Source organism: Colwellia sp. MB3u-45, from assembly GCF_014077005.1.
GTDB lineage: Bacteria > Pseudomonadota > Gammaproteobacteria > Enterobacterales > Alteromonadaceae > Cognaticolwellia.
This window is the reverse complement of sequence record NZ_JACGVC010000047.1, coordinates 1-20,173: the sequence shown is the minus strand read 5'-3', so window position 1 is coordinate 20,173 and position 20,173 is coordinate 1. Positions and strand designations below refer to the sequence as shown.

Annotated in this window: 20 protein-coding genes; 7 read left to right on the top strand and 13 right to left on the bottom strand. The window is 39.5% G+C overall.

Annotated features, from left to right (window positions below; genetic code table 11):
- Window positions 1–382 precede the first annotated feature (382 nt).
- The 10 genes from H4J41_RS09655 to H4J41_RS09610 form a co-directional block, all read right to left on the bottom strand.
- A complete protein-coding gene (locus tag H4J41_RS09655; protein WP_182138347.1) occupies window positions 383–634 on the bottom strand; it encodes a hypothetical protein in 252 nt (83 codons plus the stop codon).
- Between the two features lie 22 nt (window positions 635–656).
- Window positions 657–881, bottom strand: a complete 225-nt coding sequence (locus tag H4J41_RS09650; RefSeq protein ID WP_182138348.1) for a hypothetical protein — start codon at window positions 879–881, stop codon at window positions 657–659.
- 598 nt (window positions 882–1,479) lie between these two features.
- Window positions 1,480–1,962 (bottom strand): potassium channel family protein, encoded by a 483-nt coding sequence (locus H4J41_RS09645; RefSeq protein WP_259364506.1) that lies wholly within the window; start codon window positions 1,960–1,962, stop codon window positions 1,480–1,482.
- 66 nt (window positions 1,963–2,028) lie between these two features.
- A complete protein-coding gene (locus H4J41_RS09640; RefSeq protein WP_182138349.1) occupies window positions 2,029–2,358 on the bottom strand; it encodes a hypothetical protein in 330 nt (109 codons plus the stop codon).
- Window positions 2,359–2,360: 2 nt separating this feature from the next.
- Complete coding sequence (locus tag H4J41_RS09635; protein WP_182138350.1) at window positions 2,361–2,999, bottom strand: hypothetical protein; 639 nt, start codon at window positions 2,997–2,999, stop codon at window positions 2,361–2,363.
- A 95-nt stretch (window positions 3,000–3,094) separates the two neighbouring features.
- The gene (locus tag H4J41_RS09630) at window positions 3,095–3,784 is read right to left on the bottom strand and encodes a PspA/IM30 family protein (protein ID WP_182138393.1); all 690 of its coding nucleotides are present in this window, start codon (window positions 3,782–3,784) and stop codon (window positions 3,095–3,097) included.
- Window positions 3,785–3,807: 23 nt separating this feature from the next.
- Window positions 3,808–4,221 (bottom strand): YjfI family protein, encoded by a 414-nt coding sequence (locus tag H4J41_RS09625; protein WP_182138351.1) that lies wholly within the window; start codon window positions 4,219–4,221, stop codon window positions 3,808–3,810.
- A 215-nt stretch (window positions 4,222–4,436) separates the two neighbouring features.
- A complete protein-coding gene (locus H4J41_RS09620) occupies window positions 4,437–6,143 on the bottom strand; it encodes a polyamine aminopropyltransferase (protein WP_182138352.1) in 1,707 nt (568 codons plus the stop codon).
- 103 nt (window positions 6,144–6,246) lie between these two features.
- Entirely contained in the window at window positions 6,247–7,149 is a 903-nt protein-coding gene (locus H4J41_RS09615) for a DUF350 domain-containing protein (RefSeq protein WP_182138353.1), read from the bottom strand.
- 8 nt (window positions 7,150–7,157) lie between these two features.
- Entirely contained in the window at window positions 7,158–8,168 is a 1,011-nt protein-coding gene (locus H4J41_RS09610; RefSeq protein ID WP_310649841.1) for a hypothetical protein, read from the bottom strand.
- A gap of 124 nt (window positions 8,169–8,292) precedes the next feature.
- Between H4J41_RS09610 and glnE the strand changes: the two genes are divergently transcribed.
- Window positions 8,293–11,190 (top strand): bifunctional [glutamate--ammonia ligase]-adenylyl-L-tyrosine phosphorylase/[glutamate--ammonia-ligase] adenylyltransferase, encoded by a 2,898-nt coding sequence (gene glnE, locus H4J41_RS09605; RefSeq protein WP_182138354.1) that lies wholly within the window; start codon window positions 8,293–8,295, stop codon window positions 11,188–11,190.
- Between the two features lie 30 nt (window positions 11,191–11,220).
- Here the strand turns inward: glnE and H4J41_RS09600 are convergent, their stop codons facing one another.
- Both H4J41_RS09600 and lpxL read right to left on the bottom strand, forming a co-directional pair.
- The gene (locus H4J41_RS09600; protein WP_182138355.1) at window positions 11,221–11,901 is read right to left on the bottom strand and encodes a TcpQ domain-containing protein; all 681 of its coding nucleotides are present in this window, start codon (window positions 11,899–11,901) and stop codon (window positions 11,221–11,223) included.
- Between the two features lie 51 nt (window positions 11,902–11,952).
- Window positions 11,953–12,891, bottom strand: coding sequence for an LpxL/LpxP family Kdo(2)-lipid IV(A) lauroyl/palmitoleoyl acyltransferase (lpxL, locus tag H4J41_RS09595; protein WP_182138356.1), 939 nt, complete (start codon window positions 12,889–12,891; stop codon window positions 11,953–11,955).
- Window positions 12,892–12,960: 69 nt separating this feature from the next.
- Between lpxL and hldE the strand changes: the two genes are divergently transcribed.
- Entirely contained in the window at window positions 12,961–14,388 is a 1,428-nt protein-coding gene (hldE, locus tag H4J41_RS09590) for a bifunctional D-glycero-beta-D-manno-heptose-7-phosphate kinase/D-glycero-beta-D-manno-heptose 1-phosphate adenylyltransferase HldE (protein ID WP_182138357.1), read from the top strand.
- A gap of 272 nt (window positions 14,389–14,660) precedes the next feature.
- Here the strand turns inward: hldE and tolC are convergent, their stop codons facing one another.
- Window positions 14,661–16,022, bottom strand: coding sequence for an outer membrane channel protein TolC (gene tolC, locus H4J41_RS09585; protein WP_182138358.1), 1,362 nt, complete (start codon window positions 16,020–16,022; stop codon window positions 14,661–14,663).
- 175 nt (window positions 16,023–16,197) lie between these two features.
- Between tolC and H4J41_RS09580 the strand changes: the two genes are divergently transcribed.
- The 5 genes from H4J41_RS09580 to parE all read left to right on the top strand — a co-directional run.
- Complete coding sequence (locus H4J41_RS09580) at window positions 16,198–16,833, top strand: NUDIX domain-containing protein (protein WP_182138359.1); 636 nt, start codon at window positions 16,198–16,200, stop codon at window positions 16,831–16,833.
- Window positions 16,834–17,298, top strand: a complete 465-nt coding sequence (locus H4J41_RS09575) for a DUF1249 domain-containing protein (protein WP_182138360.1) — start codon at window positions 16,834–16,836, stop codon at window positions 17,296–17,298.
- A 34-nt stretch (window positions 17,299–17,332) separates the two neighbouring features.
- Window positions 17,333–18,118, top strand: coding sequence for a metallophosphoesterase (locus H4J41_RS09570; protein WP_182138361.1), 786 nt, complete (start codon window positions 17,333–17,335; stop codon window positions 18,116–18,118).
- A gap of 24 nt (window positions 18,119–18,142) precedes the next feature.
- The gene (locus tag H4J41_RS09565; protein WP_182138362.1) at window positions 18,143–18,727 is read left to right on the top strand and encodes a YqiA/YcfP family alpha/beta fold hydrolase; all 585 of its coding nucleotides are present in this window, start codon (window positions 18,143–18,145) and stop codon (window positions 18,725–18,727) included.
- Window positions 18,728–18,743: 16 nt separating this feature from the next.
- On the top strand, window positions 18,744–20,173 hold a 1,430-nt coding region (gene parE, locus H4J41_RS09560), incomplete at its 3' end, for a DNA topoisomerase IV subunit B (RefSeq protein ID WP_182150452.1).

The following is a 20,173-nucleotide window of genomic DNA, read 5'->3' as shown; positions in this document are numbered from 1 at the left end:
ATGATGGAGATATTAATGGTGGTGATTACAGTGTGGCGAATTCATTGTTTCAAAAAATACAATTTTACGCTAATCAATAGCGAAAAAAAAATGCTAGCCTTGCTCAGCATTTATACATTATTTTACTTATGTCGGCTTTATGCAGGGCAGTGGCAAGATGGTGAGTGTTAGCTTGAATTAGTTGTACTAAGTGACACGCTAGTGACCAAAGGTGATAAACGGCTATGAGCTAACAGCAGTTGAAGTGAATAATTTAGTATCGAGAGAAGTAATACGAATTTGATTAAATAAGCACACTCAAATTAACCAACCCACTATATTAAATGGCCTAAGTAATTTGAGTGACTTAACGTTAAAGACTCTAAATCATAAATTATGAATTTCAGTTCTCTTCAGGTAGAACTTTAATCGCCATATAATAGCTAGCTTCTAGCTCATCATTGATACAGTTTAATAAGTAACTGTTCATGTCTGATGTAGTAATTTCATCTTCTACAGCGTCATTTTTACATTCTGCTAAAAGGCTGACGACATATTCTGAAGGGGCTGCCATTAATTCGGTTTCATCTTCTTGGCCAAATGCTGCAGTTGACGTTAATGCTAGTACAGCGAATGCTAAAATTAATTTTTTCATATTGAATCTCGTTGATGTTTCATTACATGTCCCAATAGTCACTTAAAGAATTAAGCTCTCTATCAAGAAATCTTTTTTCATTTAATGAATCTAATCTTTGTCTTATTTGATAATTTTGTTTTGCCGTTTTTCTAATTGCTTTTTTATTGGTTGAGCCAGAGTCAATTTCAAAACTAGCAATACCCGTATCAAAATTTGAATCATCATCAACATCTATATCAGTATCTGCATATGTATCAATGTTCATTTCTTTACCTTATAAAAAATCATATTTGTGTTTTCAAGCTGATAATGGGCCGTTAATTTAAAATTGGAAAGTGAATTATTTTGCGGTTATTAATCAAATTTTTTTATCAAATTAATTTAACGGTTAAAATCTTGATTAGCATTATTGAGATAAAAATTCCACGTAATGGTTAATAGGATGTATAAGCTTATAAGTTATTATAAAACAATGGGTTAATATTTTCACGGTAGTTTTTATGATCGTTTTTCTTGTTTAGTCAGAGGTGTGTTTAATCATGTTTTGTTTTAGTGGCAGCAGGTAAGGGGATTATGCAACGCTAATTTTTTTAAGTCTACACTGGTCGTTATCAAGTCGTTATCAGGTCGTTATCAAGTTTAACGGGCTATTAGCCCTAAAAATAAAGTGGAGGGTAGATAAGGGCAAGCTGTTGAAAAATTAATTTATCAGCCACGGGCTAACTCAATATTTACGGTCATAACTCTAGCTTAACCTTGGTCTGGTCAACTTCTTTATGGTGATAATTAAGCGGTGGATACGCGAAAATTATAGCGGAAATGAGATTTTTTAAAGGCTTTAGCCTTAAACTTAGCGTAAATTATTAAAGCTTTTTAGCTAATAACTCAAGTTTTTCTTCTAATTGCGTTAGCTTTTCAGTGATGGCGGTATTTTGAGTAATAATTTGAGCATTTTGCATTCTCAGCTCTCTGTTTTTAATGTTGGTATCGGCAAAACCAAATATTTTGTTGATAAACATCGCCCCCATAGCACCCAGTATACCTACGCCGAGTATAAACATAATAAAAACAGACGCTCGACCAATAAAAGTGATGGGGTAAACGTCACCAAAACCAATCGTGGTAGAAGACATCACCATTAGCCAAATAGCATCGCTATAGCTTTTTATGTTTGAGCCTTCAAGCCCATACTCAGCTTGATAGGTAATATAGCCCAAGGATAAGTTTAAGGTTAAAAATAAGAGGAAAGAGGCAATGCCAATAAAGCCGTAGTTGTAATTTTTTATGCCGAAGTCATCAACACGGTATAAATTAGTTTTCTCCATTGCTTTTTGAACGACTATCATTTTAATCTCTTACATTATCTATGGGCTTTTATGAAACAAGTTAATCGGGGTAAACTTAGCTCGGCTTTAGTCAATAAGGCTATTATTGACATAATTAATTAAATCATCCATTAATTTTTTCTTAATTTCAAGTTGCTGTTCTGATGATAAAGCATATTTTTCAGCCAGTAAGGCATAATCGTCAGCTGACAAGCTTACGGTTAATCTTGGACGTTTAGGGCGCTTATTTATCGGTAAGCCCAGAATGTCTCGAATTTGCTCTGACGGGCTGATACCAGCCTCTAACGCTTGCTTTCTAATGGCGAGTTGAATTTTCTCATCCATATCAAAAGCAACTTGCACTGCTTTGACCGCTTTTACGGATGATTGCCATTTGTCGGGAATTTTTCGTGACACAATTAACTCCCTGGATACATATCAACAATATCTGTGGTGGGTTTAAATAAGGTTAAAAATACTTCGGTATCGCCGTCTTGCCATACTTCAATATCGACGCCTTTATCTTGATCTTCATCAAATAGCGAATAAAGCTCAAATTGCTCACCACTGTCTTTGCCTTGGTAAGCTGAGAGTTCATCTTTTCGATAATCTTTGCGATGAAAGTAACCTACTTGGGCATAACTGCTTTGTCGATATATTTCGCTGCTCCAGCCTGACGTGGTGCTACTGTCTGCTATGCGCTCTAATTGCGCTTGACCCGGTTCATCGAAAACTTCAGCAAATTGCTCAAGATCAAACAGTGTTTCAACATCTTGATGCAATATTTTCAGGGAAAATTTTAGATAGGTTTTATCATCAACGTCCAAAGTTAAATACAACTCTGTATTGTCACCGCCCTGCAAAACCCATTCTGCTTGAGTTTTATTTTCAAATTCATAGCTGTTAACGGCCGTTACTTGAAATTCTTGCGCTCTTAGTGCTGCGGGCAAACCAAAACTGTCTGATAGCACAATGATGTCACCTAGGGTGAGTTCTTTTACATTATTGAGTTTACGTTCTGGCGTTGGTTTCTTAAATATATTTTTAAAAAAGCTCACTATTTGCTCCGAATATCAATGGCTAAACTGGCATTTAATTAAACTAAAAAACCGCTTTGCATCATGGATACAAAGCGGTGGTAGTAACTTGTAAGTTACTTCTTTTTAGCTTTTAAACGCTCTAATACTGAATTTGCGTTGTTGTCACTAGCGCCAATGCCAGCTTCTTTAAGCTTAGCTTCAAGTGAGTTATCTGAGTTTTCTGACTCAAGTACTTCAGCGGCTTTCATGCGATCATCAAATTTCTGTTGCTTAGCTTTAATGCGCTCTAATGAGTCTTTGGCACTTAATAGCTTAGAGTTACTTGATGAGAAGTTATCGGTAATTGCCGAGGTGGCTTTTTGCACGCTTTCTGTGGTTTTCACCATAGACAATTGACGTTTGTATTCAGCTACGTGACGTTCACTCTTTTTCACTAACTCTTTCAAGCGTTCAGCACTGCCTTGAAAGCTATCAAGTGATTGTTGCTGCGTGGCGAGTTCATTTTCAAGTGCTGATATCTTTTCAGCAACTGCTAAAGCAAGTTCGTCGTCACCTTTTTCTAGGGCTTGAACGGCATAACCTTCATGCTCAGTAACTTCACGCTTAATGCGCTCAACGTCACGGCTAGACGACATTTGTTGTGCCATAACACCGGTTAGGTCACGTTTAGCTTTAGTGAGGTGATTTTCTGCGTCACGAATTTCTTGTTCAAAAATACGGGTTGCATTTGAGTCAATAATGTTTTCACCGACTTCAGTTGCGCCGCCGCGAATAGCGGTCATAATTTTTTTAAAAATACTCATCATAATACTCCTAAGGTGGTTGCTTAAATTAAGTAATCACTCATGTCATCAATAATTTCTAGCGCATTATTGCTCAATACCGCTAGTTCGTGTTCGATATCATCAAATGTTGAGCTAATCGCTAGCGCACCAAAAATGACATATTTATCACCAATTTTCGAAAATGAAGATAATGGCATAGGTATGTTCATTTCTAACATACTGACATGCATTTCATTTATCTTGTCTGATTTAACTTCTTCTTCACCCCAGAGGTAGGTGATACAAAGAATTTGATCATCCGTTACCGACACAAAAATAGGTAACTCTTCACGGCCGAATACCGAAATTTGTAATACATCGACTTCACCTGAAATGGGTTGGCAATCAAACACCATCCCAGTATCTGAATCATCAGCCAAGGTATTTAGGTAGTCAGCTATTTTATGAATATTCATGTTATTCCTCATGCTCGAATAAGTAGCGTAAAATCAGTGATACTGTTTTACTTAACGACATAATATGTCGTATTGGGTTAATTTAGCATCATGACATATTATGTCAAGTGCTTATTTCATTTTTCTTATTTTATCTTAGCTTAAGCTATATCAAACGTCTTGGTGCTAAATAAAAGATCAATAATGCCGTTGCAGTTTATCTGTATTCATTGTGCTCACTGTAAATGAGCATTGTTCAAGCCTTGTTGATCTTGCCATGCTTTTTGATGTAATTGATAAATTGCATGACTGCCAAGGTAATTAATCGGTACGGTTTCACTGTCTTGATAAAAATCTCGAGAAAATTCAAAGGCATTAGTCACCATAGGTAAGGTTAGCCAATGGTGATCAACAGGCAATTGAGGTAAGCGTTTTAATCTTGTTAAAGGCGCTGCGCCCATTTTACTGGCAATAGTCCAACCCCATTCGCCGAAACTAGGTACGTTGTCATGATATTGCTGAACCGTTGAATATCCAGCGGCTTGTACCGTTTTACCAATAGCAATAAAGGCGTCTTTAGCATGATAAGGACTGGCCGATTGAATGCCAATTAAGCCATCGCCCGCCAGTAGTTGCTTTAATCGGGCATAAAAATTAACTGAATAAAGTTTATTTAAATCTGGATGGCTGGGGTCGGGTAGGTCAACAATAATCGCGTCAAAGGTTTGATGGCTTTGCAATAGTTGATCGATAGCGATAAAAGCATCAGCGGCAATAATTTCAACACGCTCATCGCGCAAACTTACTGCGTTTAAGTCTTCAATGGCATTAGCCAGCCTCAGAGGTAATTTATCATGTGGATTTTTAAATAATTCAATGAGTTGCGCATCTAAATCCACTAAGGTGACTTTTTTAGGTTGCCACTGTAAAACATCTCTTAATGCTAGGCCATCACCGCCACCAATAATGAGAATGTTGTCATGGCGTGCTGAGCCAGCTAATACTGGGCTAACAAGATAACTGTGGTAAATAAATTCATCTGAGGATGAAAACTGTAAGCGGCCATTTAAATAAAAGTTAATAATGCTGCCTTCTTCAGGGCCCATATTTCTTTTGGTAAAAGTCAGTTGTTGAAAACGCGTTTTGTCACTATAAACAACTTTGTCGAGATAAAGTAAGTTACTCATTTGACTTAACCAGCCATTACCAAATTGGTAAATTGCCATGATCATCACTAATAAAATGCCATGAGCCGTTATTAAGGTTTTTCGCCAGGTCAGTTTTTGCCAATAATATAAAATAAATACAATGCCAGCAGTTAGATTTAAGGCGGCAGTTAATGCACTCGCTTTGCTGATGTCTATAGATAAGAGAAATATTACCCAAATGGCAGCGCCAATACCGGCGCCAATATAATCAGCGCCGTAAATGGTGCCAAGATTATTTTTAAGATGTTTTTGATGTATTTCTTCGCGAATGCGTGCAATAAGGGGGATTTCCATACCAATAAAAAAGCCCAGAATTAGACCGAAAAAATAGGGACTATTAAAGGCAATAAAACTCAGTTGTTTAAATAAACCACCTCGCGGGTAGGCGTCAGGGGGCAAGTTAAACATCGAGCCTAATATGTCAGGAAAAGTTTGTGTGATGGCGATCAGTCCACCAATAATGAGTATTGAGCTACTACCCAGAAAAGCAATCATTAGCTCTAACCAAACAAAGCCATTAAAGGCGCATTGAATTTTTCGCGCCGCAAAAGCACCTAAACCCATAGCGACAATCATCAGGCCAATCATAGCGTAAATGGTACTTTCCATAATACCCAGTACACGACCGGCATAATGTGACAATAGGTATTCGTATATCAGGCCACAACCCGCTAAAACAGCCATAGTTAAAATCAGGAGTACATCATCCCATAGGCGATTTCTATTGCTTGTCATGGTTATTCCTAGCTTGAGTTAAATGGGTGTTTAATGAAACGGGGAAAATAACCAAGCGTAATAATTTACCCTTGGTTATTTTAATAGCAAAATTTTGATAAAACTATGACATTAACGCCGTTAAAATAAGCGCAATTGAAATGCTAATCGCCATCTCAACACTGGCGACACCAATATTGTGTTGATGGTCTACTTCCTCAACTAAGTTGATACCCATCAGCACTAGGCGTTTAGCAATAGAAGTAAGAACAGCGACTAATATGGTCATAATTATACCAAAGATAAACCAGCCAACTATATTAGCTAATAAGGTCTCTGGGCTATAAGTTAAAAAGTGGCTGGCAGCTGTTACCGCTAGGGCCGTACTAATAACTTGACCAGCATAACGAATGGCGAGAGCCACTTGGCCTTCAGCAAAGGCATTTTGCATGCAGCTATTTTGATTGTTTTTAGCATACTGGCGTTCTTTAATACGGGTAACTAACACTAACATGGCTTGTGAGACTATAAAGCCAGCAATAATAGCGATAAAGGTGTTGATATCTAAACCGTAAACCCACAGTAATACCGCGCGAATAATAATGGCGGTGGCAATAGCACCTGAAGCATCGACAATACCCACTGAGATATTATGGGCTTTAATTTGCGCATTTTTATCTATTTGGTTTAAAGCAAAACGGTCATGAAAAACCCGGCCTACTTTAATTAAAATTAAACCTAAAATGCCATAGCTTGCCATGCCGACAATTTCCATTAAATAACTTTCGGCATTTTCACCGGTAATGGCACCCGTTAGTACAATACCCAAGGCAGCAACACTACCGGCAACACTAACACCAAAAGCAAAGTTATCTTCTTTGGCAAGTTCGTCTGTAGAGTTAACTTTTGCAGATAAACCACTAATAAAGCGCATGGCGCAAAGTAATATAATGGCAATCGTTATATCGATAGCTAAGAAAATTAATAACTCTATATTTAGACCAGTTATTTCAATAAATGTATTCATACTTATCCCTACTTTCCACGTCTAAAGCTTCGTGACGTTGTACTCTTACTGTTTCTAAAGCTAGCATTTTTTCCACTTGTGCTTGATCTTGCATAAGCGCTTTTATTGGCTGTTTTGCTAGCAAATCGATTGGCACTGGTTTGTGCGCTTTTGCTCTGGCTAGAAATACTTGACGCGCCAGTTCTATTTTTGCTGTAAGTACTGGTGTATTTTTGGCCGCGGCTTTGAAATGATTTTTTGGTGCGAGCATCTAAATCAGTTTGTTTACTTAGTTGATTTGGCGAGCTGTAGCGCTTGCGGCCATAATCATTGTAATAACTATAATTTCGGTTACGGCCCCAATCATTATAACTCGTTCGGCGAGAGCCAAATACATCACCCATCATCGAGTACATACCGTACCAAGCCCAAAATGACATGCCATTTGAGCCAGTAGTCCAGTTACCGTAAGACGGATTGCCAATAAGCTGTTCACCTGTGCCAAAGTCTTGTGCTTTATTGGCTGCTAAGCTTTGCTCTTTTGACATCGCATTAACGCGCGGTAAAGTGCCATCAGACATATCAGCCAAGACATTAAGCGGATCGCTTAAGGCATCAGAATATAGAACGGGATCGGCTGCTTGATACAGGTTTAATAACTCATCATAAATAGCTTGAGAACTCTCAAACATTTGTGGTTGTTTTTTTACCGTATTTAGTCGGTCAACTAAGGCAATAAACATCGGGCCTTTTGTGCCGGTATCTTTTAAAAACTCGTCAATTAAGGGTTTATAATCTGGCTTACTTTGTAGTAATCTCTCCCCGTATTGAGTAATCAAATTAGCATTACGAACTTGCCCGTTAGCAAGTGCTTGAGCAAGTAATTCAATACGTTGTTCAGTGAGTGGGATTTGTTGAGTGATTTGCCCTTTTATTGGATCTCCACAAGCGGAGAGCAATAACGTTAGCAAGAGTATCATTGATTTTAGCGGCTGCATTCCTGCCATAGTGTCCTCAAAAATGCTATGGTTATCATTCATTAGTATCACTTCTGACATATTATGTCTATTTTTTTAAGTATATCAGTGAAATTAATTTGTTACTGATTGTTATTAATTATTACTTACCTTACTCATTTTCATTTTAGCTTTTATCGAGGATAACGTGTCTAATTCATCGTCTTTGCCATTTCCGCCATTACTTGCCAGCCAACAAGCTGATAGTTGGCTAGAGTTTTCTCAACAATATCCGAATGTTACCGATACTTTATCACCAGAGCGCTTAGCGCTGTTTAAAAGGGCATTAGGGTTAAGTGACTTTATTTTGCGTAGTGCCATACAAGCCCCCGAGTTGCTGGTTGAGCTTTTTAATAGCGAGCAGTTATTGTCGAGTGAAACACCGCAATATAGCGTAATGCTTGCTGACAGTATTGATAAATGCTCCACAGAAGAACAACTGCAAAAGTGCCTGCGATTGTTTCGTTTAAAGCAAATGGTAGATATTGCTGTTGGTGATTTTCTATTGGATATAACGCTTGATGAATCGTTAAAACGACTGTCTTCATTAGCTGATAGTTTGATTATTGCGGCTAATGCTTGGTTAACAAAGTTTTGTGAAAGCAAGTGGGGTGTACCGGTCAACAGTGCCAATGAAACCCAAAATTTACTGGTATATGGCATGGGTAAATTAGGCGGACAAGAGCTTAACTTTTCTTCTGATATTGATTTGATTTTTGTCTATCCTGAAGCGGGAGCAACCCAAGGGCTTAGGCGAAGTATCGACAATCAATTATTTTTTACTCGCTTAGGGCAAAAATTAATTACCGCGTTAAATCAACATACCGCTGACGGTTTTGTTTATCGTGTTGATATGCGTTTACGCCCTTTTGGTGAAAGTGGGCCATTAGTCTTATCGTTTAATGCCATGGAAGATTATTATCAAGATCAAGGGCGTGATTGGGAGCGTTATGCGATGTTAAAGGCGCGGTTGGTCGGAGAAGGTAAGTATCATGACCAATTGTCTAATATGTTGCGACCTTTTGTATATCGACGCTACATTGATTTTAGCGTTATCGACAGCCTGCGACGTATGAAAGCTATGATTGCCCAAGAGGTTAGGCGTAAGCAACTCAATAATAATATCAAGCTGGGCGCGGGCGGTATTCGCGAAGTTGAATTTATTGTGCAAGTTTTTCAAATGATCCGAGGTGGCCGTGTTAGTGATTTACAGCATCGTAACTTACTCACCGTACTGCCTTTATTGGTAACACACGATGTGCTTACACAACCCAGTGCGCAAGTGTTAACGGCTAGTTATCGATTTTTGCGTCGGGTTGAAAATATTATTCAAGCGTTAAATGATCAACAAACTCAAACCTTACCTGACAATGAATTAGACCAGCAGCGCTTAGTCAGCATTCTTGCCGACGAAAATTGTACAAACTGGCCAACTTTTTTGGCACAGCTTGCTACTCATATGCAGGGCGTTCATCAACAATTTAGTGAACTTATTGGTGAGGAAAGTCCAAACCGTCAGGCGCTTGATCAATATTGGACCACACTTTGGGATAGTGAATGGAGCGATGAGGAGGCTATTGCTTGGATTGATCAGTCTCCGCAATTGCTAGAGACAAAAGCTGGTGTTGAGTTTTCTCACAGTGAAACTATATGGCAGGCGCTGAGAGATTTTCGCGCTGAAATGACCAAACGCAGCATGGGCAGCCGTGGCCGCCAAGTGCTAGATAAATTGATCCCAACCCTGCTGTGGCATCTTGCTGATTTAAGACTAACCGATCAGACCTTAGCACGAGTATTAGGGGTGCTAAAAACGGTGGCAACACGTACCGCCTATCTGGAATTATTATTTGAGAATGAAGGGGCATTAAAGCAATTAATTCATCTGTGTCGCAACAGTAGTTGGGTGGCAGAGCACATTGCTAAATTTCCCATATTACTTGATGAACTCATTGATCCTAAATTATTTTATCAGCCACCACTGTTATCTTCTTATGTCGCGGAACTACGTGAAACTATGTTACGGGTACCTGAAGACGATCAAGAAGCGCAAATGATCACCTTACGTGAGTTTAAACAAGCTAAACAATTACGTATCGCCGCTGCCGATATTACTGATATTTTACCGATTACCAAAGTCAGTGATCATTTAACTGCATTGGCAGAAGCCCTAGTCGAAGAAGTAGCCAACTTAGCGTGGCAACAAATGGCACTGCGTTTTGGTGTGCCAACCAGTAAATTAGACGGCCAAGACAAAGGTTTTGCTGTTATTGGTTATGGAAAGTTAGGCGGGATTGAACTCGGTTATAGCTCTGATTTAGATTTAGTGTTTGTCCATGATGCTGATTTGGCAGAAATGACCTCAGGAGAAAAGTCGATTTCTGCTGGACAATTTTACTTAAAGCTTGCTCAACGTATGATGCACTTATTTAATACTCGCATGGCAAACGGTATTTTATATGAACTCGACATGCGATTAAGACCTTCGGGCAATGCCGGTCTTTTAATGGTGCACATTGATACCTTTGCTCATTACCAGTCCAGTGACGCTTGGACCTGGGAGCATCAAGCGTTAGTCCGTACCAGAGTCATTTATGGTCACGCCAGATTAGCCGACAGGTTTAAAGAAATTAAACGCAATGTTTTAATGAGAACTCGTGATAAAAAAGTGCTACGTGAAGACGTGATAAAAATGCGTAATAAAATGCGCCAACACTTGGATAAGTCATCAAAGACTGAAGTCGATATTAAACAGGGACTGGGTGGTTTAGTCGATATTGAGTTTCTTGTACAATATTTGGTTTTAGCACACAGTGCTCAGCATCCCAATTTGAGCGATTATTCAGACAACATTAATCTACTGGAGTATTTAGCGAACATAGGCGTTATAACTAAACAACAACAGCAGGCATTAGTGGATAATTACTGCAAGTTACGTGACATCAGCCACCATGCAACCTTGCAAAACAGCGCAGCCATGATCCCCGTTACTGAATTTAGCGCTGAGTATAGTCAAGTTATGGTAATGGTTGAACAGTTGTTGCAGTAGCCTATAGCCGATGAAAACCGCTTGGTGATATTAGTGACGCCTGTTCGGTAACAGCAGGCATTCTTTATCCAAGTAAGCCGTGCCATGCTCGATGACAACAATAGTACGTTGCTGATAACAAAAGTAAATTGAAAGGCCATTTTCAAAATGGCCTTCAATAGCTTTGCCGACTTGATAAGAGGTAGTGACAATATCTTTATTAATTCTAAAGGCATTTTTAACGACAAAGTCACGATTAAGCCACCAAATTACTTGTAGATTATTATCTCCCGCATACTCTGATAATTTGCCAAATAAGGTTTCGCCAAGACGAAATGGATGGTTATCAGTTTCGCCGATCCAATTTTTTGGTAAGGGTCGAGTGATTAAAGCTCGTGCGGTTAATATTTTCTCTAAATCACCTTTTGGCTCTGGTAAATAGACAATGTTATTACGAATTTGCGGGCCATCTCCAGTCATGTCACCACGTATGCTAGCATAATAGTTAGAAAGCCCGTCAGCAGCGGCATTGGTACTTTTTTCAGCATCAAGGATTTCTTCTTGTGCTGAGGATTCAGCTTGCTCTGCCTGATAAGTGTCAACCTTTGTGGCAACCACTTTATCGGCTGGCTCTTGGCTGTCGGAAAATAAGGGCTCTGTGTTGAGCAGTAATGCTGACGCTAAGCCAATTAGGATCAAACCTAAAATAATACTTCGTAACCAAAATTTCATAAATTACTTAAAATTAAATTCATACTTTACTGACACCATAGCTAATTTCAACTATTTATACAATGACGGATCATCTTCATTCGGGCGAGTTTTAAAGCGGCGGTGCAACCACATATATTGTTCAGGTTTCACCATGATTGCTTTTTCTAACTCTTGATTTATTCTTAATACGTCTGCGGTGTCATCACCGGTGGGGAAATTCTCCAGCATAGGCTTTATCTCTAAGGTGTAACCACTGCCGTCATCATTACGAGTAGGGATTAACATATGTGTTTGGCAATTTTTTTGCCGAGCAAATATTAATGTACCTGTGGTTGAGGCGGCGTCTGGTACCGCGAAAAAGGGCACAAAAACACTGCGACTGCGACCATAATCTTGATCAGGTAAGTAAATACAGGCTTCGCCCTCTTTTAGTGCTCGAAGTAAGCCTTTAACATCACGTTTGCCCAGCATATATTTGTTTGAGCGACCACGACCACGAAACTGAAAATATTCCATTAAGTAATTGTTATGAGGTCGATAAAACACCACCATAGGATGTCCGTAACCTATGCCTCGACAATTAATTTCGGCGCTAAGGTAATGCATGGCGAGTAATAGTATACCTTTACCTTGCTTTTGTGCTGCTTCAATATGCTCAAGGCCAATAATTGTTGTGTGACGTTTTACCCGCCAATCTGGCCACCACCAACCCATACCAGTCTCCAATAAGGCAATACCGGTATTTTCAAAATTGCGTTTGAGCAAAATTTGGCGTTCGGCATCTGACATCTTAGGAAAACAAAGCTCTAAATTTCGTAAGGCAACTTTTTTGCGGCTTGAGCCTATTTTATATAGTAAGCGGCCAATCATTTTGCCGAGAAAAAGCTGAAACCGATAAGGTAACCAAGAGATAGTGTAAAGAATAAATACCCCAATCCAAGTTGGCCAATACTTAGGTAACAGGAAAGATATTTTAAAATTTGGTTGTAAAACTTTGTTTTTACTCACAGGATGATTTCAACTCATTGAATTGCTTGTGTTACAATATCGCTTATTATATCTGTTATAGGGTACAGGATGAAAGTAGATATTCCCGCTTTTGAAAAAGCACGTGTTTTAGTCGTTGGTGATATCATGTTAGATCGCTATTGGTCTGGTCCAACACAACGTATTTCACCCGAGGCACCTGTGCCGATTGTTAAAATACTTCAAGACGAAGATCGCCCAGGAGGCGCAGCCAACGTCGCTTTGAATATTGCATCACTAAATGGCCAGGTTACTTTACTGGGTATTACCGGTCAAGATGAAGCGTCGACAACATTGCAAACTCAGTTGTCAGCAATGAATATAAATTGTCAATTTATTCAATCGCAAGCTCACCCAACGATCACCAAATTGCGTATTTTAAGTCGTAATCAACAATTATTACGCTTAGATTTTGAAGAATCATTTGCCGAACTTGATAAACAGCCGTTGATAGAGCAAACCCAAGCCTTAATTGCTCAGCATGATCTTTTACTGTTATCAGATTATAACAAAGGTACCTTGTCAGAAGTTCAAGCCCTGATCAAAGTGGCGAAAGCACAAAACATTCCTGTGTTAGTTGACCCAAAAGGCACTGATTTTTCACGCTATCGCGGTGCTACGTTAATTACGCCTAATCTCGCAGAATTTGAAGCGGTAGTAGGACACTGTAAAAGTGAGGCCGATATCGTTAGTAAAGGCCAAGCATTACTTAAATCATTAGATTTAACGGCCATGCTAGTCACTCGAAGTGAGCAAGGCATGACCTTGTTACGCCATGATCAAGAAGAATTCCATTTACCCACGCAAGCGAAAGAAGTTTATGATGTAACTGGCGCGGGAGATACGGTTATTGCAACACTTGCCCTTGCGATAGCCGCCAAAGCTGAATTTACCCAAGCCAGTGCTTTAGCCAATATTGCGGCCGGCATTGTTGTGGGTAAACTAGGTACCTCGACCGTAAGCCAAGCTGAATTAAGTGCAGAATTATCATCGGGTCAAGAAAGTGGTTTTGGTGTGATGTCTGAAGAACAGTTAAAAATTGCTGTTGCATTAGCGCAAGCACGTGGCGAAAGTATTGTGATGACCAATGGTTGTTTTGATATTCTGCATGCTGGTCATGTTTCTTATTTGACCACGGCAAACACGTTAGGTAGCCGCCTAATTGTTGCGGTAAATGATGACGCTTCTGTGACGCGCTTAAAAGGCCCAGGTCGCCCGGTTAATCCTGTGGATCGCCGAATGGCGGTATTAGCAGGTCTAGGTGCTGTTGATTGGGTAGTCCCCTTTAGTGAAGATACCCCGCAACGCTTAATTGCCAATATATTACCCAACACCTTAGTTAAAGGCGGCGATTATAAAATAGCAGATATTGCTGGAGGCAAGGAAGTTATTGCGGCGGGCGGCGAAGTGAAAGTGCTTAATTTTGAAGATGGTATTTCGACCACTAAAATTATTAACGCGATAAAACAAGAGAAGTAGTCAGGTGAATTTTCTTCTAGCATCGTCGTTCTTTCACCTCGATGTAGATAAATGTTCTCATGCCCTGAAGCTATGGATGGCTCAGAAAGGCCAAGTGAACACGACATTGCTGACATAGATACAGGTATTTGAGTTATGTCTGCAACTGATAATTCGTACTTACTACGGACGTGAGTACTTATTTTTTGTCAGAGACAATAAATTAACTGTCTGTCCTGAACATAAAAAAGCAGCATTAATGCTGCTTTTTTTCAATTTTTAAGCTAAGGGATTTATTTAGCAGCGATTAAACCTTGGTTTATGTCGGCTAAATCTTGCTCGGTAATGGTGCCGCCAGCACGCTTTAAGGCTAATACATTTTGAATGTAATTATATCGCGTTGACGATAAATTACGCTTGGCGTCATATAAGTTTCTCGTACTGTTTAAAACATCAACAATGGTACGCGTACCCACTTCAAAACCTGCTTCAGTCGCTTTTAACGCACTTTGTGCACTCACCACGGCTTGCTCTAATGACTTAATAGCTGACACTGCAGTGATAACGGTATTATAGGCATTACGGGTGTTACGCACTACGTTACGATGCGTTTGTTCCATATTCTGGCTTGCAGCAACATAATTGCTTTGCGCTTGACGAACACTGCTTGATATTGCGCCGCCTGAATAAATGGGCACATATAAAGACACACCAATTGAGTGGCTGTCTAGTGCGGGGTTATTAAAGTTGAGACTATTGACTTCATTATCTTGCTCTCGGCTGCCATAGCTGCCATTTAAGCTTAACGTTGGGTAATGTCCTGATTTTGCGATATTGATATTTTCTTTGGCAATATCAATGCTTATTCTTTCTGCAATCAGTTCTAAATTTTTTGCTTCTGCCGTTTGCTGCCATTCGTTGGCGCTATCTGGGTATGGGCGAGAAGTACTAAAGCGTTCGGTATTTAAAATGTTCAAATCACGGGGATAAACATTGGTGATAACACGTAATGCTTCTTCGGCATTAAACACTTGGTTTTCTGATCTAATTTCACTGGTTACGGCATTGTCATACTGAGCCTGAGCTTCATGAACATCCGTAATAGCTGTTAAGCCAACAGAAAACCTTTGTTTTGTTTGTTCTAACTGACGTTCAATAGCGGCTTTTTCTGCTTTTGAGAATTCCAAATCATCTTTTGAACTCAGCACCTGAAAGTAGGCTTGTGTTACGCGCACAATTAAATCTTGTTTCGCTAACTGGTATGACACATCACTTTGGTGCGCAACTTTCTTGGCATTATCAAGTTTTAACCAAGTACTATGATTATATAACTCCATGTCTAAGTTAATACCATAACTCGTGGTGTCACTTTTATTAGTCAGGAGTAAACCTGAAGATTGTCCAGTATCAGAAGTAGGAATAAACTCACTCTCGCTTTCTGTATAGCTTGCTGAGCCGTAAACCTGTGGCAATAAGACTGAGCGCGCTTGTTCAATACCTTCTTCTGTTGCTAAATATTGCGCATGGGCTCGAAGAACAACCGGATCACTAGCTTGGGCTTGTTGGTATACTGACAGTAAATCTTCGGCATTAGCTAAAGAGCTACTTGCAGCACAGGCAAGGCCAATAAATAATGCGGTTATTGTTTTTTTCATCTTGAGGAGGTTCCTATAATAATGAACTGGCTATTATTTTTCTAATTGTAACCATCTTATCGCGAATAAGGAATTAGCTAAATAAAATAAGTGTTTAGGAAAGTATTCTAGTGTAACAAAATGTTAAATGCTAGGGTATTGGAAAATTGCCTAACAGCATAAGAGAGAACTCACGATGAGTATAACCAAAGACGCTTTATTACGCTTTAATTTAACCGACGTAGAGGTGATTAAAAAATCAAGAAAATACCAAGGTTTTTTTGCCCTCGATGAGTATCAACTCCGTCACAAAATTTATGCTGGCGGCTATAGTAAAGTACTAACACGAGAGGTTTTTGAGCGCGGTGATGCGGTTGCTTTATTACCCTATGATCCGATAACCGATTGTATCGTATTAATTGAACAATTTCGCCTAGGCGCATTACGCAGTAAAACCGGACCTTGGCAATTAGAACTTATTGCGGGTATGTTTTCAGAAAATGAAGTGGCATTAGACGTTGCGATCCGAGAAGCAAAAGAAGAAGCTAACTTGGATGTAGCGCCTGAAAAGGTGATTAAAGTGATGGATTACCTTTCAAGCTCAGGCGGTATGAGTGAGTGCATTCACCTTTATTGTGCCTGTGTTGATAGTGAGCATATTTCAGGCGTTCATGGTTTAGAGACCGAAGGTGAAGATATTTTAGTGCATGTTGTTACGCGCCAAGACGCTGAAAAGTTACTTGCAGAGGGAAAGATAGCTAATGCTGCGACTATTATTGCGTTACAATGGCTAGCTCTAAATCTTGATAAGCTCAAAGCTAACTGGAAATAAATGTCAGTTGTTGTAAAAAAATATCGTCCTCATTTACCCACTTTAATGACCTTGTTTGAAGTTAACTACATGTTATTGCTGCGCGTACTTGCTGATAAAGAACAGGTAGGCGAACAACGCTGTTTTTTTATCTCTGATTTTTTGAGTTACCGAGTGAGAGTTGACGAAATTACTAAATACACAACCTTACTGACGATTAATCAAGAAGCCAATATTCACGGTTATAATTTAACCGCGTTATTTCGCCCAAAAATGGTGATTCGCTTATATCATGACGCTCGCATGGCTGAAGTGATCAGTAATCAAGATGTACAGCAAATTAAGCCACGCTATGATTACCCTAATAAAAAAATGCACTTACCTGATGAAAAACAGCAAATTAATTATTTCTTAAAAGAATGGTTACAGCTGTGTTTGCAATTAGGCCAAGTGCAGATCAATCTCAATATCCTGAAAAACTCCTAAGTTAATGTTAAAGAAACTCAAGTGAAAGCGCTTAATGTCAGATAAAACAATACCCAACAGTTTAAGGTTAAAAAAACTGAACTTAGCGCAAATTAGTGATAGCCATTTATTTGCTGATCGCACTGGCCTGCATCACCAGGCTAATGTTTACCAGAACTTAATCAATGTGTTGTTGGCCATCAAAAATCAGCCATCAATTGATGCGATTATTTTTACCGGTGATTTAACACAAGATCACACACTAGAGTCTTATCAGCTATTTGTCAGCGCATTTGAAGCCTGTGAAATTATCACCCCGGTTTATTATATTGCCGGTAATCATGATGAGCCTAGGTTGTTATCACGCTATTTGTCACATGCCCCTTTTTGCCAAGACAGTATAATTGAAAATGATGATTGGCAAGTGCTATTGTTGGAAAGTAAAAGTGCCACACCTGCTGGCGAGATCAGCAAAGCACAGTTTGATATTGCCGCTGGCATGATTGACCCGACCAAAGCTCAATTGTTATTAATGCATCATCATCCAGTTGATGTTGGTTATTTTATTGATCAACATGGCTTAATAAACCAAGCAGAATTTCAACAGTTCTTAACTAACTTTCCCTCGATAAAAGCCGTAGGCTGTGGTCATATTCACCAAGCATTAACCTTGCCTATAAAGTTGGAACACAGCACAGTGAGTTTATATACTTGTCCGGCAACATCGATTCAATTTGACATCAATTCACTGACAGCTAAGTCAAATGGCCAACCGCCAGGCTATCGACTATTTACCTTGGCCACAAATGGCGAATTTACCAGTACAGTACATTTTGTTTAACTTAATGAGAGGAAACAACTTATTATGATTAATGTTTTATACATTCATGGTTTTAACTCATCACCTCAGTCAATGAAAGCTCAGATCACGCAGGATTTTTTTGCTAAAAACCACCCAGAAATAAACTTTCACTGCCCACAAATTGCCTCTTCACCCGATACCGCCATGGCACAACTTGAGGCTATTATTACCCTTGAACCCAGCGCGACTTGGCTATTAGTCGGCTCGTCTTTAGGCGGTTATTTTGCCACTTATTTAGCTGAAAAATATCAAGTGAAAGCAGTACTAATTAACCCAGCGGTTAAGCCATTCGAATTAATGAAAGCTTACCTAGGTGAGCAGGTAAATCCTTATACGCACGAGTGCTATCAAGTTAAAGAGCAACATATCGTTGAATTGAAAGCACTTGAACAGGAAAATATTTCTAACAATAATTACTTGGTCATGGTACAAACCGGTGATGAAGTGTTAGATTACCAACAAGCTGTTGAAAAATACCGCCAGTGCCAATTGGCAATAGTGCAAGGGGGAGATCATAGTTTTATTGATTATGAAAATACCTTGCCTAACATAGCGTCATTTTTCAACTTACCCCTAATATCAGCCTAATTATCAGAACCTATAAATGAGCGAACAATATAATTCCGACTCCATTGAGGTCCTAAGTGGCCTTGACCCGGTGCGCCATCGTCCTGGCATGTATACCGACACTACTCGTCCTAATCATTTAGGCCAAGAAGTTATCGATAACTCTGTTGATGAAGCATTAGCCAAGCATGCACAAAATATTACCGTCATTCTTGATAAAGACCAATCATTAGAAGTGATTGATGACGGTCGAGGTATGCCGATTGATATTCACCCAGAAGAAGGAGTGTCAGGGGTAGAACTTATTTTTTGTAAGTTACATGCCGGTGGTAAATTTTCTAATAAAAATTATCAGTTTTCTGGTGGTTTACATGGTGTGGGTATTTCTGTTGTCAACGCCTTGTCTACCCGTGTAGACGTGTCGGTTAGGCGTGATGGTAAAGTCTATGAAATGGCTTTTGAAAGTGGCTATAAAGTAGAAGAGTTAAGAGAAACTGGTATCGTGGGTCGTCGTAATACCGGCACCCGGGTGAAATTTTGGCCTGATGCTAGTTATTTTGATTCTGCCAAATTTTCAGCACGTAGGTTAGTACATTTATTAAAAGCTAAAGCCGTACTTTGCCCCGGATTGACCATAAAGTTTCATGATAAAAATGAAGATAATAAATATCAATGGTGCTATGAAGACGGTTTAGTTGACTATTTAAAAGAGTCAGTTAAAGGTTATCCAAGCTTGCCAGAAGAGCCTTTCGTTGGCAGTTTTACCTCGCAACATGAAGCCGCTGAATGGGCGATAACCTGGTTGCCAGAAGGGGGTGAGTCGGTTGGCGAAAGCTATGTTAACTTAATTCCTACGGTGCAAGGCGGTACACATGTTAATGGTATGCGCCAAGGCTTATTAGAGTCAATGCGTGAGTTTTGTGAATTTAGAAGCTTACTGCCACGTGGTGTTAAGTTAACGCCAGATGATATTTGGGATAAGTGTTGTTATATCCTGTCGGTGAAGATGGAAGACCCACAATTTGCCGGACAAACTAAAGAGCGACTCTCTTCACGCCAATGCGCTGCATTTGTTACCGGCGTAGTAAAAGACTCGTTTAGTTTATGGCTAAACGAGCATACTAGCATTGCGGAAACATTAGCTGAGTTTTGTATTTTTAATGCGCAGCGTCGTTTACGTGCCGGCAAAAAAATCATTCGTAAAAAAGTCACCCAAGGGCCGGCTTTACCGGGTAAGTTAACTGACTGTGGTAGCCAAGATATTTTGCGTACCGAGCTATTTCTGGTCGAGGGCGACTCAGCTGGAGGTAGTGCAAAACAAGCCAGAGACCGTGAAGTTCAAGCCATCATGCCGCTACGTGGTAAAATTTTAAATACCTGGGAAGTTGACTCGGGACAAATCTTAGCTTCGGAAGAAGTGCATAACATTTCTGTGGCTTTAGGTATTGACCCTGATAGCGATGATTT

Bases quoted from the DNA above. Each gene is read 5' to 3' on its own strand.
- H4J41_RS09580 (WP_182138359.1), top strand. From the start codon at position 16,198: ATGAGTATAACCAAAGACGCTTTATTACGCTTTAATTTAACCGACGTA.
- H4J41_RS09645 (WP_259364506.1), bottom strand. From the start codon at position 1,962: ATGATAGTCGTTCAAAAAGCAATGGAGAAAACTAATTTATACCGTGTT.
- H4J41_RS09625 (WP_182138351.1), bottom strand. From the start codon at position 4,221: ATGAATATTCATAAAATAGCTGACTACCTAAATACCTTGGCTGATGAT.
- H4J41_RS09630 (WP_182138393.1), bottom strand. From the start codon at position 3,784: ATGAGTATTTTTAAAAAAATTATGACCGCTATTCGCGGCGGCGCAACT.
- tolC (WP_182138358.1), bottom strand. From the start codon at position 16,022: ATGAAAAAAACAATAACCGCATTATTTATTGGCCTTGCCTGTGCTGCA.
- H4J41_RS09655 (WP_182138347.1), bottom strand. From the start codon at position 634: ATGAAAAAATTAATTTTAGCATTCGCTGTACTAGCATTAACGTCAACT.
- hldE (WP_182138357.1), top strand. From the start codon at position 12,961: ATGAAAGTAGATATTCCCGCTTTTGAAAAAGCACGTGTTTTAGTCGTT.
- H4J41_RS09570 (WP_182138361.1), top strand. From the start codon at position 17,333: ATGTCAGATAAAACAATACCCAACAGTTTAAGGTTAAAAAAACTGAAC.
- H4J41_RS09575 (WP_182138360.1), top strand. From the start codon at position 16,834: ATGTCAGTTGTTGTAAAAAAATATCGTCCTCATTTACCCACTTTAATG.
- H4J41_RS09565 (WP_182138362.1), top strand. From the start codon at position 18,143: ATGATTAATGTTTTATACATTCATGGTTTTAACTCATCACCTCAGTCA.
- H4J41_RS09650 (WP_182138348.1), bottom strand. From the start codon at position 881: ATGAACATTGATACATATGCAGATACTGATATAGATGTTGATGATGAT.
- H4J41_RS09600 (WP_182138355.1), bottom strand. From the start codon at position 11,901: ATGAAATTTTGGTTACGAAGTATTATTTTAGGTTTGATCCTAATTGGC.
- H4J41_RS09620 (WP_182138352.1), bottom strand. From the start codon at position 6,143: ATGACAAGCAATAGAAATCGCCTATGGGATGATGTACTCCTGATTTTA.
- H4J41_RS09615 (WP_182138353.1), bottom strand. From the start codon at position 7,149: ATGAATACATTTATTGAAATAACTGGTCTAAATATAGAGTTATTAATT.
- H4J41_RS09610 (WP_310649841.1), bottom strand. From the start codon at position 8,168: ATGAATGATAACCATAGCATTTTTGAGGACACTATGGCAGGAATGCAG.